Origin of the sequence: Nonomuraea sp. NPDC050404 (genome assembly GCF_040655495.1) — a bacterium.
Classification (GTDB): Bacteria; Actinomycetota; Actinomycetes; order Streptosporangiales; family Streptosporangiaceae; genus Nonomuraea.
Genome location: NZ_JBFAKB010000007.1, coordinates 417,860 through 432,822 on the forward strand (window position 1 = coordinate 417,860; position 14,963 = coordinate 432,822).

General features: G+C 70.5%; 12 protein-coding genes. 6 read left to right on the top strand and 6 right to left on the bottom strand.

Features of this window, described 5'->3' with window-relative positions:
* Positions 1-102: 102 nt before the first annotated feature.
* On the top strand, positions 103-927 hold the full coding sequence (locus tag AB0I81_RS22130) for a superoxide dismutase (RefSeq protein ID WP_360659385.1): 825 nt from the start codon (positions 103-105) through the stop codon (positions 925-927).
* Between the two features lie 313 nt (positions 928-1,240).
* On the opposite strand, the gene AB0I81_RS22135 is transcribed toward AB0I81_RS22130, so the two are convergent.
* From AB0I81_RS22135 to AB0I81_RS22160, 6 genes are all read right to left on the bottom strand, one after another.
* On the bottom strand, positions 1,241-1,735 hold the full coding sequence (locus AB0I81_RS22135; RefSeq protein WP_026214021.1) for a transcriptional regulator: 495 nt from the start codon (positions 1,733-1,735) through the stop codon (positions 1,241-1,243).
* A gap of 302 nt (positions 1,736-2,037) precedes the next feature.
* Complete coding sequence (locus tag AB0I81_RS22140; RefSeq protein WP_360659388.1) at positions 2,038-2,898, bottom strand: universal stress protein; 861 nt, start codon at positions 2,896-2,898, stop codon at positions 2,038-2,040.
* Positions 2,899-4,320, bottom strand: a complete 1,422-nt coding sequence (locus AB0I81_RS22145) for an amino acid permease (protein ID WP_360659390.1) — start codon at positions 4,318-4,320, stop codon at positions 2,899-2,901.
* Positions 4,321-4,330: 10 nt separating this feature from the next.
* Positions 4,331-5,266: a carbamate kinase gene (gene arcC / locus AB0I81_RS22150; protein WP_360659392.1), complete on the bottom strand. Its 936-nt coding sequence runs from the start codon at positions 5,264-5,266 to the stop codon at positions 4,331-4,333.
* Position 5,267: 1 nt separating this feature from the next.
* Positions 5,268-6,266, bottom strand: a complete 999-nt coding sequence (gene argF / locus AB0I81_RS22155) for an ornithine carbamoyltransferase (RefSeq protein ID WP_360659394.1) — start codon at positions 6,264-6,266, stop codon at positions 5,268-5,270.
* Positions 6,267-6,274: 8 nt separating this feature from the next.
* On the bottom strand, positions 6,275-7,519 hold the full coding sequence (locus AB0I81_RS22160) for an arginine deiminase (RefSeq protein WP_360659396.1): 1,245 nt from the start codon (positions 7,517-7,519) through the stop codon (positions 6,275-6,277).
* Between the two features lie 263 nt (positions 7,520-7,782).
* Between AB0I81_RS22160 and pyrR the strand changes: the two genes are divergently transcribed.
* Genes pyrR through carB form a run of 5 tightly spaced genes read left to right on the top strand, consistent with a single transcriptional unit; the run spans position 7,783 to position 14,926 of the window.
* Positions 7,783-8,352 (top strand): bifunctional pyr operon transcriptional regulator/uracil phosphoribosyltransferase PyrR, encoded by a 570-nt coding sequence (gene pyrR, locus AB0I81_RS22165; RefSeq protein WP_360659398.1) that lies wholly within the window; start codon positions 7,783-7,785, stop codon positions 8,350-8,352.
* Positions 8,349-9,266, top strand: a complete 918-nt coding sequence (locus AB0I81_RS22170) for an aspartate carbamoyltransferase catalytic subunit (protein WP_360659400.1) — start codon at positions 8,349-8,351, stop codon at positions 9,264-9,266. Before pyrR ends, AB0I81_RS22170 begins: the two co-directional genes overlap by 4 nt.
* A complete protein-coding gene (locus AB0I81_RS22175) occupies positions 9,263-10,549 on the top strand; it encodes a dihydroorotase (RefSeq protein ID WP_360659402.1) in 1,287 nt (428 codons plus the stop codon). Before AB0I81_RS22170 ends, AB0I81_RS22175 begins: the two co-directional genes overlap by 4 nt.
* Positions 10,546-11,652, top strand: coding sequence for a glutamine-hydrolyzing carbamoyl-phosphate synthase small subunit (carA, locus tag AB0I81_RS22180; protein ID WP_360659404.1), 1,107 nt, complete (start codon positions 10,546-10,548; stop codon positions 11,650-11,652). Before AB0I81_RS22175 ends, carA begins: the two co-directional genes overlap by 4 nt.
* Positions 11,639-14,926: a carbamoyl-phosphate synthase large subunit gene (gene carB, locus AB0I81_RS22185; RefSeq protein WP_360659406.1), complete on the top strand. Its 3,288-nt coding sequence runs from the start codon at positions 11,639-11,641 to the stop codon at positions 14,924-14,926. The genes carA and carB overlap by 14 nt, the downstream gene beginning before the upstream one ends.
* The last annotated feature ends 37 nt before the right edge of the window (positions 14,927-14,963 follow it).

Here is a 14,963-nt window from a genome sequence, read left to right on the forward strand (position 1 = left end):
GTGCCGGATCGGCTGGCCGGGGCGTCTTCGGTGCCGGATCGGCTGGCTGGGATGTCTCCGGTGTCGGATCGCGGGACTGGGGCGTTTCCGGCGTTGATCTCGTTGCCTGACGGCTTTCAGCCTGAGGGCATCGCCATCGGCGCGGGGCCGTTCGCCTTTGTCGGCTCCATGGCCGACGGGTCCATCTACCGCGCCGATCTGCGTACCGGACGTGGTGCGATCTTCAGTCGCGGGCCCGGCACGCCGTCGCTCGGGATGAAGCTCGACGCACGCGGACGGCTGTTCGTGGCGGGCGGCACGGGCGGCGACGCGCGCGTCCTCGACTCGGGCACGGGCCGGGTGCTGGCCTCCTACCGGCTGGCCACGGGACCGGCGTTCGTCAACGACGTCATCCTCACCCGGGACGCCGCCTGGTTCACCGACTCCACCAACCCGGTGCTCTACAAGCTGCCGCTGAGCGGTGGCGGACGGCTGCCCGCCGCCGCGGTACGCGTCCCGCTGACCGGGGACCTGGTGTACGGCGAGGGCTTCAACGCCAACGGCATCACCCCGACGCCGGACGGCAAGGGCCTGCTCGCCGTGCAGTCGAACACCGGCGACCTGTTCCGCGTCACCTGGTCCGGCGCGACCCGCCGGGTCGATCTGCACGGCGAGTCCCTGCGCGAAGGCGACGGCCTGCTGCTGCGCGGCCGGACGCTGTACGCGGTGCAGAACAGGCTCAACGCCGTGGCCGTGGTACGGCTGAACGCGGCGGGCACCGAAGGCCGCGTCGTGCGGCGGGTGGGCGATCCCCGGTTCGACGTGCCGGCGACGGTGGCCGTCTCAGGATCGCGGCTGTACCTTCCCAACGCCCGCTTCGACACCAGCCCGACTCCCACGACCCCGTACGACGTGGTGGCGATCCCCATCCCCGAGGGAGAGCGGTGACCGGCCCCGAGGGAGACGGAGACCGAGGGAGAGCGGTGACCCGTCCCTGAGGGAGGGCGGTGACCGGTTCCTGAGGGAGGGCGGGCCTGAATATGCCTTTGGGCTCGCCGGAATGCGGCGAGCCCAAGGGTCGGGCGGGCGACTTCAAACTGACGGCCTCAGGTTCCCGCAGCCCTCAGACCCGCGGGTCCGATCGCCCGGGAACCGCGGGCCCTACGGGCTCAGGACCGTGGGGACGGCCCGGAAACCGATCTCAAGCCAGGCGGAGCTCAAGACAGCCGCAAACACCGGCAGGAAGGCCGGAGAACCGGCCTCAGAACGACTCCACGGCCCTGCGGGCCTCGGCGTCGAGGACGCCCCAGCTGATGAGCTCCTCAGTCAGCTCGCTGGGCGACTTGTCGTAGATCACGGCCAGGGAGCGCAGGTCCTCCTGGCGGATCGACAGCACCTTGCCGTTGTAGTCGCCACGCTGGCTCTGGATGGTGGCGGCGTACCTGGCGAGGGCGCCGGCCTTCTCCTTCGGCAGCGTCGCGAGGCGCTCGAGGTCGATCACAAGCTTGGGTGTCGGCCCGAGCGGGCTGGGGGCGGCTCCGCCCGGCAGCAGCTCGGATACGGGCACCCCGTAGAAGTCGGCAAGCTCGGCAAGTTTCTGTACGGTCACCGCTCTGTCGCCACGCTCATAAGAGCCAACGACTACGGCTTTCCACCTGCCGCGCGACTTTTCTTCGACTCCATGCAGGGACAGGCCCTGCTGGGTGCGGATGGCGCGGAGTCGTGCACCCAGCGACTTTGCGTACTCAGACGGCATCGTGTGGCCCCCCGGCTCTTGTATGTATCGCTCTCAGTAGATTGTGCTCCCTTGCGGCGTATGCCCCGGCCACCGGGGGGTCTGATGCCAGGCTCGGCACCATCGGTAGCCATGGCCCTGGGTTTACCCCAGAACGCCGCGAGGTGTGGTTACGCACAGTGACGGTAAAGGGGTGGACGCCTAAGGTCAAGCTGATTGGAAAAAAGATGCCGAATCCGGTCCGGTAGGGAACGCCGCAAACGCCCCTCATGTCCCGCTGGTAACAGTACTTCGTCAGTGTTTGACGACGTATTCCGAAACGTTCACGGCTGGCGCGTGAGAATCATGACGGGGCAGGTCGCAGCCTTGACGATCTTGATCGAGGTGTCCCCGAGGAAGACCCGCCGCAGTGGTCCGGTGTCGCTGGAAGCGCATATGATCATCTCGCCGGGCAACCACGAGGTCGCGCCGAGCGCCTGGGCCACGTTGCGGCCCTCCAGCACTTCGACCTCCACGGGCCGGCGCCGTCCCCGCGCCGCCGCGCGCAGGTCGGCCGCGGCCTGGTCGCGCAGGCGTACGAGCATCTCTTCCTCGATGCTCGCCCGCCTGCCGCTGCTGACGACCAGCGTGACCAGCCGCAGCGGCACGTCCAGGGCCGCCGCCACCCTGGCCGCGTCCGTGACCGCCGTGTCGCAGCCGCGTCCGCGCCGGTAGGCGACGGTGAGGCGGTCGAAGGCGGCCGGCGGCTCCTCGCCGAAGCCGCGCGGCGCGAGCAGGACGGGAACGGAGGAGGAGTGCAGGAGCTGGTCGGCGGTGCTGCCCACGGTGATGCGGCCCCTGCCGCCGCCCGGCGCCGGGCCGATCACCACGACGTCGGCGCCGCGCCTGCGCGCCAGCTCCACCAGCCCGCGCCCGCTGCCCCTGTTGGTGTGCGTGACGTACTCGGCCTCGTGCCCGGCCAGCTCGCGGGCCTGTTCGAGGGTCGCGGCGGCCTGCTCGGCGAGGTAGGCGCGCCAGGCGCTCTCCTCGGCCCTGGCGGGCCCCGGCGTGGAGCGGGCGGGCGGCTGCACGGCCGCCACTGTCAGGCGCGCGTGCGCCTGGTCCCGCAGCAGTACGGCCAGCCGCAGCCCGTCCCTGCCACCGGCCCCCGGCACATATCCGGCCAGCACGTCGTCGAGCCTCATTCAGCGCACCTCGGAATTCAGCCGCGAATGGCGGAAGCCGTACAGGAAGTAGCAGATCAGCCCGGCCAGCATCCACAACCCGAACGCCAGCCAGGTGACCCCGGCCAGCCCCGCCATGACCACGACGCACATGATCGCGCCGAGCACCGGCGTGACGGGGAACAGCGGCGTGCGGAAGCCGCGCGGCAGCTCGGGGCTGCGGTAACGCAGGACGAGCACGCCGACGTTGACGATGGCGAAGGCGAACAACGTGCCGATGCTGGTCGCCTCGGCGAGTTGCCCGAGCGGCACCAGCCCGGCCAGCAGCGAGATGAACAGGGCCACGATGAGGGTGTTGGCGATGGGCACCTGGCGGCGCGGGTTGACCTTCTGGAAGACGCGCGGGATGAGCCCGTCGCGCGACATCGCGAACAGGATGCGGGTCTGGCCGTAGATGACGGTCAGCACGACGCTGGCGATGGCGATGACCGCGCCGAAGGAGACGATCAGGCCGGGCCAGGTCGCGCCGGCGGCCAGGTCGGCGATGTGCGACAGGCTCGCCTCCGAGCTCTCCGGGTCGAAGTCCTGCCACGGCATCGCCCCGACCGCCGCGATCGCCACCAGCACGTAGACGGCCGTCACCAGGGCCAGGGACAGGATGATGGCCAGGGGCAGGTCGCGCTTGGGGTTCTTGGCCTCCTCGCCGGCCGTGGAGGCGGCGTCGAAGCCGATGTAGGAGAAGAACACCTGTGAGGCGGCGGCCGTGATGCCGGCCACGCCCATGGGGGCCAGCGGCGACAGGTTCCCCGCACGGAAGGCGGTGAACGCGACCACGCAGAAGAACAGCAGCACCGCGATCTTGATCAGCACGAAGACGGCGTTGGCGGTGGCGCTCTCGGAGGCGCCGTACAGCAGCAGCCAGGTGGCCAGCAGCACGATGAGGATCGCCGTGACGTTGATCACGCCGCCGTCCTGGCCGGGGGAGCGGGTGATCGCCTCGGGCAGCGTGACGCCGAACAGGGCGCGCAGGAACGAGTTGAGGTACTCGCCCCAGCCCACGGACACGGCCGCCACGGAGACGGCGTACTCCAGCATCAGGCACCAGCCGCAGATCCAGGCCACCAGCTCGCCCAGCGTCGCGTACGCGTAGGAGTAGGACGAGCCGGACACCGGGATCGTCCCGGCCAGCTCGGCGTACGACAGCGCCGAGAGCAGCGCCGTGAACGCCGCCAGCACGAACGCCAGCACCACCGCCGGCCCCGCCTTGGGCACCGCCTGCCCGAGGATGACGAAGATGCCGGTGCCCAGCGTGGCGCCCACGCTGAACAGCGTGAGCTGCCACAACGACATCGTGCGCCGCAGTTCACCGCCCTCGCCCCGACCGCCCTCGGCCACGATGCGCTCGGTCGGCTTGGTACGCAGCAGACGCCGGGCCAGTGTCATGGCGGGCCCCCTACAACGTGCTCGTGAGCGGCCATCGGCCGTTGGGTGTGACGATGGTTCCCGCGTCGCCGCCGAGTATGCGCTCGGCCTCGTCCAGCTTCCCGATGGCCGCCATGTCGCCGGTCGTCTCGACGAAGCGGCAGACCGCCTCCACCTTCGGGCCCATCGACCCGGCGGGGAAGTCCAGGGCGCGCAGTTCGTGCGGCGTGGTGTGCGCGATCCCGCTCTGCTGCGGCGTGCCGAAGTCGCGCATGACACGCGGCACGTCGGTCAGGCTCAGGAACGCGTCGCACTCCAGCGACTCGGCGAGCATCGCGGTGGTGTGGTCCTTGTCGATCACGGCCTCGACGCCGCTGAGCCGGCCCTGCTCGTCGCGTACGACGGGGACGCCACCGCCGCCCGCGCACACCACGATCACGCCCTCGCCGATCATCCGGCGGATCAGCCGGGTCTCCACGACGCGCTGCGGGGCGGGGGAGGGGACCACGCGCCGCCAGTGCCGCCCGTCGGGCCGGACGGTCCAGCCGCGCTCGGCGGCCAGCTTCTCGGCCTCCTCCCGCTCGTAGACCTGGCCGACGAACTTGCTCGGCCGCTCGAAGGCCGGATCGACCGCCGTCACCAGCGTCTGCGTGACCATGGCCAGGACCTGCCTGCCCGGCAGCGCGTTCTGCAGGGCCTGCTGCATCCAGTAGCCGATCAGGCCCTGCGTCTGCGCGCCGAGCGCGTCGAACGGGTAGGGCCTGGTCAGTTCCGGGTCGGCGGCGCTCTCCATGGCCAGCATGCCGACCTGCGGGCCGTTCCCGTGGGTGATGACCAGCTCGTGCTCGGCGGCCAGCCTGGCGAGCGTCCTGGCGGCCGTGCGCACGTTGGCGAGCTGGACGTCGGCGTCCGGCCGCTGGCCGCGCCGCAGCACCGCGTTGCCGCCCAGCGCCACGATGACCCGCATGTCAGCCTCCCAAAGTCGCGACCATGACGGCCTTGATGGTGTGCAGCCGGTTCTCGGCCTGGTCGAAGACGATCGAGCGCGGCGACTCGAAGACGCTCCCGGTCACCTCCAGCGCGTCGAGCCCGGTCTTGTCGAACAGCTCGCGCCCGACTTCCGTACGGGTGTCGTGGAAGGCGGGCAGGCAGTGCATGAACTTCACCGACGGGTTGCCGGTGGCCTTCACCACGGCGTCGTTGACCTGGTACGGCAGCAGCAGCTTGATCCGCTCGTCCCACGCCTCCGGCGGCTCGCCCATCGACAGCCACACGTCGGTGTAGAGGAAGTCGGCGCCTCTGACGCCCTTGTTCAGGTCGTCGGTGACGGTGATCACGGCCCCGGTCTCCGCAGCCAGCGCCTCGGCGGGCCCGAGCACCGTTCCGGGGTCGGGCCACAGCGCCCTGGGGGCGACGATCCGTACGTCCAGCCCGAACATCGCCCCCGCGACCAGCAGCGAGTGCCCCACGTTGTTGCGCGCGTCGCCCAGGTAGGCCAGGGACAGCTCGCGCAGCGGCCGGTCGCCGTGCTCGCGCATGGTCAGCAGGTCGGCCAGCGACTGCGTGGGATGCCACTCGTCGGTCAGCCCGTTCCACACCGGCACCCCCGAGAAGGCCGCCAGCTCCTCCACGTGCGCCTGCGCCGAACCCCGGTACTCGATGCCGTCGAACATCCGCCCCAGCACCCGCGCGGTGTCCCTGACGGACTCCTTGTGCCCGAGCTGCGAGCCGGCCGGGTCGAGGTAGGTGACGTGCGCGCCCTGGTCGTGTGCGGCCACCTCGAAGGCGCAGCGGGTGCGCGTGGACGGCTTGTCGAAGATCAGCGCGATGTTCCTGCCGCGCAGCCGCGGCCGCTCGGTACCGGCGTGCCTGGCCGCCTTCAGCTCGGCCGACAGCCGCAGCAGGAAGCCGAACTCCTCCGGCGTGAAGTCCAGCTCCTTGAGGAAGCTGCGCTGGCGCAGGTCCACGTGTCCCCCTAGACGGCGTCGCGCTCGAGCGGGCAGCTCATGCAGCGCGGCCCGCCACGCCCCCTGCCCAGCTCGCTGCCCCTGATCGTGATCACCTCGATGCCGTTGTCGCGCAGGTAGTTGTTGGTGGTCGCGTTGCGCTCGTAGGCCACGACCACGCCGGGCTCCAGCGCCAGCCCGTTGCAGCCGTCGTCCCACTGCTCGCGCTCGGCGGCGTAGACGTCCTGGGTGGGCGTCAGCACCGTGATGTCCGGCAGGTCGAGGGCGTGCGCGATGGCCTTGTGCATGTCCTGCGGCGGGTGGTCGGTGACCTTGAGCTCCTTGGAGGTCTCCCCGGGCTCGATCGTGTACGCCGGCAGCATGCCCAGCCCCGCGTACTCGGTGAACACGCCCACGTCCAGCATCGTCATCACCGTGTCCAGATGCATGAACGCCCGCGCCTTCGGCATGTCCAGCGCCACGATCCGCCGCGCGGACCCGGCGGCGAACAGCCGCTGCGCCAGCATCTCGACCGCCTGCGGCTGGGTGCGCTCGCTCATCCCGATCAGCACCGCGCCCCGGCCCAGCACCAGCACGTCGCCGCCCTCCATGGTCGCGGGGGCGACCGACTGGCCGGGCATCCAGCAGTGGTATCCGCCCTGCTCGGGCCTGCCGAAGCCGCCGGCGAACGTCGGGTGGTACATGTAGACGGCCTCCATGTTGACCGTCTCCCGCATGCGGGCCTTCTTCTTCATCGCGTTGATCGACACGCCGTCGTAGATCCAGCACGAGGTGTCCCGGGTGAACAGGTGGTTGGGCAGCGGCGGCAGGATGAAGTCGTCGTCCGCCGTGGCGTGGAAGGTCACCGACTTGGGGTCGCAGCCCATTTCGACCAGCTCGCGCTTGGTGATGCCGCCGGTCAGGTAGACCTGCAGGGTGGCCGCGTCCAGCCCGTCGAGGGTGTTGCGTACGTCGTCTATGGCGACCGGGCCGAGCCAGCGCTCGTCGATCACCGCGTCCAGGATGTGCTTGCGGGCCTCGGGGATGTCGACCGTCTCCCTGAGCAGGTCCGCCAGCAGGTGGACCCGGATGCCGCGGGCGGTCAGCACCCGCTGGAACTCCTCGTGCTCCTCGATCGCGCGCTGCACCCACAGCACGTCGTCGAACAGGAAGGAGTCCTTGCTCGTCGGGGTCAGCCGTTTCAGCGCCAGATCGGGCTTGTGCACCAGGACCTGACGCAGGTGACCGACCTCGGAATCGACATGAAATGCCATCTTTGCTGTATCCCCCTCAAGGCGGCGGAAATCACCCGCCACCGCCGCCCCCGCGCGCCCCGAATCTGCCCCGCGCGCGCCCCGCCGACACCGCGCGGCGCCGGAAATTACCTGATCCAGGAGGTGCGACGGCTTGATCGCCGAGCGTAGGCGCGCCACGGGAGGGCACTCGCGTTGTAGCTGGTAGCCCCTGGTACTGTGTGTCCCGACCAACACCCTTTTAAGACCCGTCCCGTGAGGCGGGAAAGGTGGTGAGCTTCGCCATGTCCATCTCCCCAGGGCCCGATCCCGCGGACTCCAGAGCCGTGCTGGAAGCCCCGGACATCCACCGGGCGCTGACCCGGATCGCGCACGAGATCCTCGAACGCACCAAGGGCGCGGGCGACGTCGTCCTGCTCGGCATCCCCACCCGGGGCGCGACCCTGGCCCGCAGGCTCGGCGACCGCATCGAGCAGTTCGAAGGCGTCAAGATCCCCGTCGGCTCGATCGACATCACCATGTACCGCGACGACCTGCGCAGCGGGCCCGTACGGCCGCTCGGCCCCACGGAACTGCCCCCCGACGGCATCGACGGCAAGATCGTCGTGCTCGTGGACGACGTCCTGTACTCCGGCCGCACCGTGCGCGCCGCACTCGACGCGCTCAACGACCTCGGCCGGCCCACCGCCGTGCAACTGGCCACGCTGGTCGACCGCGGCCACCGCGAGCTGCCCATCCGCGCCGACTACGTCGGCAAGAACCTGCCCACCGCCAAGAGCGAGAAGGTCAAGGTCTACGTGCAGGAGATCGACGGCCGCGACGCCGTGCTGCTCATGAAGGGGGGCGACAGGTGAACCGGCACCTCATCTCCGCTGGAGACCTGGCCAAGGACGACGCGCTGCTCATCCTGGACACCGCCGAGGAGCTGGCGAGGGTCTCGGAACGTTCCATCAAGAAGCTGCCGACGTTGCGCGGGCGCACGGTGGTCAACTTGTTCTTCGAGGACTCCACCCGTACGCGGATCTCCTTCGAGGCGGCGGCCAAGCGGCTGTCCGCCGACGTGATCAACTTCTCGGCCAAGGGGTCGAGCGTGTCCAAGGGCGAGTCGCTCAAGGACACCGCGCTCACCCTGGAGGCCATGGGCGCCGACGCGGTCGTCATCCGCCACGGCGCCTCCGGCGCGCCGCACCGCCTGGCCAACTGGGTGCGCGGCAGCGTCGTCAACGCTGGCGACGGCACCCACGAGCACCCCACGCAGGCCCTGCTCGACGCCTTCTCCATGCGCCGCCGCCTGGGCGGCCTGGAGGACCGCAAGGTCACCATCGTCGGCGACGTGCTGCACAGCAGGGTCGCCCGCTCCAACGTGCTGCTGCTGCACACGCTGGGCGCCGAGGTCACGCTGGTGGCCCCGCCCACGCTGCTGCCCGTCTCCGTCGGCAGCTGGCCGTGCCAGGTCTCCTACGACCTCGACGCGGTGCTGCCCAAGTCCGACGTGGTGATGATGCTGCGGGTGCAGAAGGAGCGGATGGGCGCCGCGTACTTCCCCAGCGAGCGCGAATACTCCCGCAGGTACGGCCTGGACAGGGAGCGCTTCGCCAAGATGCCCGACGAGGCGATCGTCATGCACCCGGGGCCGATGAACCGGGGCATGGAGATCGCGGCGGAGGTGGCCGACTCGGCCCGCTCCACGATCGTCGAACAGGTCGCCAACGGTGTGACCATCCGCATGGCCGTCCTGTACCTGCTGCTCGGTGGAGAGACCGCATGATCATTCGAAATGTCAGGATCCTGGGCGCGGAGCCCGTCGACATCAGGATCGCCGACGGCGTGATCGCCGAGATCGGCCCGGACCTGCCGGGCCAGGACGAGATGGACGGCGGCGGCGCCATCGCGCTGCCCGGCCTCGTCGACCTGCACACGCACCTGCGCGAGCCGGGCCGCGAGGACGCCGAGACCGTCCAGACCGGCACCCAGTCGGCCGCCCGCGGCGGCTACACCGCCGTGCACGCCATGGCCAACACCTCGCCCGTCGCCGACACCGCCGGCGTGGTCGAGCAGGTGTGGCGGCTCGGCCGCGAGTTCGGCCACTGCGACGTGCACCCGGTCGGCGCCGTCACCGTCGGCCTGGAGGGCAGGCAGCTCGCCGAACTGGGCGCGATGGCCGACTCGGCCGCCCGCGTACGGGTCTTCTCCGACGACGGCAAGTGCGTGGACGACGCGGTGCTGATGCGCCGCGCCCTGGAGTACGTCAAGGCGTTCGACGGCGTCGTCGCCCAGCACGCCCAGGAGCCCAGGCTCACCGGCGGCGCCCAGATGAACGAGGGCGTCGTCTCCGGCCGGCTCGGCCTGACCGGCTGGCCGGCCGTCGCCGAAGAGGCGATCATCGCCCGCGACTGCCTGCTGGCCGCGCACGTCGGCTCCCGGCTGCACGTCTGCCATGTCTCCACGGCGGGTTCGGTCGAGATCCTGCGCTGGGCCAAGTCCAAGGGCTGGAACATCACCGCCGAGGTCACCCCGCACCACCTGCTGCTCACCGACGACCTCGTGGAGGAGTCGCCCGTGGGCGCCTACAACCCGATCTACAAGGTCAACCCGCCGCTGCGCACCCGCGCCGACGTCGAGGCGCTGCGCGCCGCGCTGGCCGACGGCACGATCGACATCGTGGCCACCGACCACGCGCCCCACCCGGTCGAGGACAAGGAGACCGAGTGGTCGGCCGCGGCCATGGGCATGGTCGGCCTGGAGACCGCGCTCAGCGTGGTCCAGGAGGCGATGGTCGAGACAGGGCTGCTCGATTGGGTAGGTGTCGCCCAGCGCATGTCCGTCGTGCCCGCCCGGATCGGCCGCCTGGCCGGTCAGGGCAGGGTGCTGGAGGTCGGCGCACCGGCCAACATCACCCTCTATGACCCGTCCGTACGCACGAAGGTCGACCCCTCCGCCTTCGCCTCCAAGAGCAGGAACACCCCCTACGAGGGAATGACGCTGCCCGGCGCGGTGGTGGCCACGTTCCTGCGCGGCAGGGCGACCGTTCTCGAAGGGAAGCTGGTTTGAACACTGCGGTGCTGGTTTTGGAAGACGGCCGCGTCTTCCACGGAACCTCATACGGCGCCGAAGGCGAGACGTTCGGCGAGATGGTCTTCAACACCGGCATGACCGGCTACCAGGAGACCCTGACCGACCCCTCCTACCACCGGCAGATCGTCGCCATGACGGCGCCGCACATCGGCAACACCGGCGTCAACGACGAGGACCCCGAGTCGGGCCGCGTCTGGGTGGCCGGCTACGTCGTGCGCGAGCCGTCCAGGGTGGTCTCCAACTGGCGGGCCAACCGCTCGCTGGACGACTACCTCAAGGAGCAGGGCGTCGTCGGGATCGCCATCCCCGGCACCCGCGCGCTCACCCGCCACCTGCGCGAGCGCGGCGCCATGCGCGCCGGCATCTTCTCCGCGCCCTCCTCGCCGGTCGAAGACCTGGTCGAGCGGGTACGCCAGGCGCCAGGCATGGAGGGCGCCGACCTGGCGGGCGAGGTCGCCACGCAGGAGACCTACGTCGTACCCGCGGTCGGCGACAAGCGGTTCACGGTCGCGGCCGTCGACCTCGGCATCAAGGGCATGACCCCGCAGCGGATGGCCGAACGCGGCTGCGAGGTGCACGTGCTGCCCGCCGGCGCCACCTTCGAGCAGATCATGGCCGTCGAGCCGGACGGCGTGTTCTTCTCCAACGGCCCCGGCGACCCCGCCACCGCCGACGTCTCGGCGCTGCGGGGCGTGCTGGAGGCCGGGGTGCCGTTCTTCGGGATCTGCTTCGGCAACCAGCTGTTCGGGCGGGCGCTCGGGCTGTCCACGTACAAGCTGCGCTACGGCCACCGGGGCGTCAACCAGCCCGTGCAGGACGTGCGCACGGGGAAGGTAGAGATCTCGGCGCACAACCACGGGTTCGCCGTGGAGGCGCCGCTCGACGGCCCGTTCGATACCCCGTACGGGCGGGCCGAGGTCAGCCACGTCAACCTCAACGACCGCTGCGTGGAGGGGCTGCGCCTGATCGACGGGCCGGCCTTCAGCGTCCAGTACCACCCGGAGGCCGCCGCGGGCCCGCACGACGCCGCCTATCTTTTCGATGAGTTCTGCGAGGTTATGACCCGTGCCCAAGCGTGAGGACATCCAGTCGGTCCTGGTGATCGGATCGGGGCCGATCGTGATCGGCCAGGCGTGCGAGTTCGACTATTCCGGCACCCAGGCGTGCCGGGTGCTGCGGGCCGAGGGGTTCCGCGTCATCCTCGTCAACAGCAACCCCGCGACGATCATGACGGATCCGGAGTTCGCCGACGCCACGTACGTCGAGCCGATCACCCCCGACTTCGTCGAGAAGATCATCGCCAAGGAGCGCCCCGACGCGCTGCTGCCCACGCTGGGCGGCCAGACCGCGCTCAACACGGCCGTGGCGCTGCACGAGTCGGGCGTGCTCGACAAGTACGAGGTCGAGCTGGTCGGCGCCGACTTCGACGCGATCCAGGCGGGCGAGAACCGCGAGAAGTTCAAGGAGATCGTCGCCAAGGTCGCCCGCGAGCACGGCCTCAACGCCGAGTCGGCGAAGTCGGCCATCTGCCACACCATGGACGAGTGCCTGGCCGCCGCCGCCGAGCTGGGCTACCCCGTCGTCGTGCGGCCCTCCTTCACCATGGGCGGCGCCGGCTCCGGCTTCGCCTACGACGAGACGGACCTGCGCCGCATCGGCGGCGCCGGGCTCGACGCCTCCCCGACCACCGAGGTGCTCCTGGAGGAGTCGATCCTCGGCTGGAAGGAGTACGAGCTGGAGGTCATGCGCGACAAGGCCGACAACGTCGTCATCGTCTGCTCCATCGAGAACATCGACCCGATGGGCGTGCACACCGGCGACAGCGTCACCGTGGCTCCCGCGCTGACCCTGACCGATCGCGAATACCAGAACATGCGCGACGTCGCCATCGCGGTCATCCGCGAGGTCGGCGTGGACACCGGCGGCTGCAACATCCAGTTCGCGGTGGACCCGCGCACCGGCCGCATGATCGTCATCGAGATGAACCCGCGCGTGTCCCGCTCCTCCGCGCTGGCCTCCAAGGCCACCGGCTTCCCGATCGCGAAGATCGCGGCCAAGCTGGCCATCGGCTACACGCTCGACGAGATCCCCAACGACATCACCAAGGAGACCCCGGCCTCCTTCGAGCCGACGCTCGACTACATCGTGGTGAAGGTGCCGCGCTTCGCCTTCGAGAAGTTCAAGGGCGCCGACCGTACGCTCACCACGCACATGAAGTCGGTGGGCGAGGCCATGGCGATCGGCCGCTCGTTCCCCGAGGCGCTGCAGAAGGCGCTGCGCTCGCTGGAGAAGAAGGACTCCTCCTTCACCTGGGCGGGCGACGTCGAGCCCAAGGACGACCTGCTGACGGCGTGCCGCACCCCGCACGACGGCAGGCTGCGCACGATGCAGCAGGCCATCAGGGCCGGCGCCACGCCCGGGGAGCTGTTCGAGGCCACCAGCGTGGACCCGTGGTTCATCGACCAGCTCTTCCGGCTGCACGAGGAGGCCAGGGCCGTCGCCGAGGCGGAGGACCTGACCGCGGAGGTGCTGGAGAGGGCCAAGCACCTCGGCTTCAGCGACGTGCAGCTCGGCGAGATCCGCGGCATCGACGAGGCCAGGGTGCGCGACCTGCGCCACGCGCTCGGGCTGCGGCCCGTCTACAACACGGTCGACACCTGCGCCGCCGAGTTCGCCGCCAAGACGCCCTACCTCTACTCGACCTACGACGAGGAGAACGAGGTCCCGCAGGGGGAGCGGCGCAAGGTCATCATCCTCGGCTCCGGCCCCAACCGCATCGGGCAGGGCATCGAGTTCGACTACGCGTGCGTGCACGCCTCCTTCGAGCTGTCCAGGGCCGGGTTCGAGACGGTCATGGTCAACTGCAACCCCGAGACCGTCTCGACCGACTACGACACCTCCGACCGGCTCTACTTCGAGCCGCTCACCCTGGAGGACGTCCTGGAGGTCGTGCACGCCGAGCAGCAGACGGGCCCGGTCGCGGGCGTGATCGTGCAGCTCGGCGGGCAGACGCCGCTGGGCCTGGCACAGGCGCTCAAGGACGCGGGCGTGCCCGTGGTCGGCACCTCGCCCGAGTCCATCCACCTGGCCGAGGAGCGCGGCGCGTTCGGGCGGGTGCTGGCCGAGGCCGGGCTGCCCGCGCCCAAGCACGGCACCGCGCTGACGGTCGGCGAGGCGCTGGAGATCGCGGAGGAGATCGGCTACCCCGTGCTCGTACGGCCCTCGTACGTGCTGGGCGGGGCCGGCATGGCCATCGTGTACGACGACGAGACGCTGAGCTCCTACATGGCGGCCCAGGAGGGCGGCCACCCGGTGCTCATCGACAAGTTCCTCGACGAGGCCATCGAGATCGACGTGGACGCCCTCTACGACGGCCGGGAGTTGTTCCTCGGCGGCGTCATGGAGCACATCGAGGAGGCCGGCATCCACTCCGGCGACTCGGCGTGCGCCCTGCCGCCGATCACCCTCGGCAGCGCCGACATCAAGGCCATCCGCGCCGCCACCGAGGCCATCGCCGCCGGGGTGGGCGTGCGCGGGCTGCTGAACGTCCAGTACGCCATGCACGCCGGCATCCTGCACGTCCTGGAGGCCAACCCGCGCGCCAGCCGTACGGTGCCGTTCGTGTCCAAGGCCACGGCCACGCCGCTGGCCAAGGCGGCGGCCCGGGTCATGCTCGGCGCGTCGATCGCCTCGCTGCGCGAGGAGGGCATGTTGCCGGCCTCCGGCGACGGCGGGACGCTGCCGCTGGACTCCTCCATCGCGGTCAAGGAGGCGGTGCTGCCGTTCAACCGCTTCCGCGGCGTGGACATCGTGCTGGGGCCCGAGATGCGCTCCACCGGCGAGGTCATGGGGATCGACGAGTTCTTCGGGATCGCCTACGCCAAGTCGCAGGCGGGCGCCTACGGCCAGCTCCCGACGAAGGGACGCGCGTTCGTATCCGTGGCCAACAGGGACAAGCGTGCGATGATCTTCCCTGTGAAGGCGCTCGCGGATCTCGGTTTCGAGATCCTGGCCACCGAGGGGACGGCCGAGGTGCTGCGCCGCCACGGTGTCCATGCCAAGATCGTGCGAAAGCAGAGCGAGGGGGCGGGTCCCGGAGGTGAGCCCACGAGCGTGCAGGCCATTCTCGACGGCGAGGTCGACCTGATCGTCAACACGCCCTTCGGCAGCCCGGGGCAGTCGGGGCCGCGGCTGGACGGCTACGAGATCCGCACGGCCGCCGTGCTGCGCGGCATCCCGTGCATCACCACGGTGTCGGGGCTGGCCGCCGCGGCGGCGGGGATCCAGGCGATCGTACGCGGCGACGTCGGCGTACGGTCTCTCCAGGAGCACGCACAGGCACTCCGGGGTTGACCCCGCACGGGAGGTGAAGACGTCTGGCCGGCACACC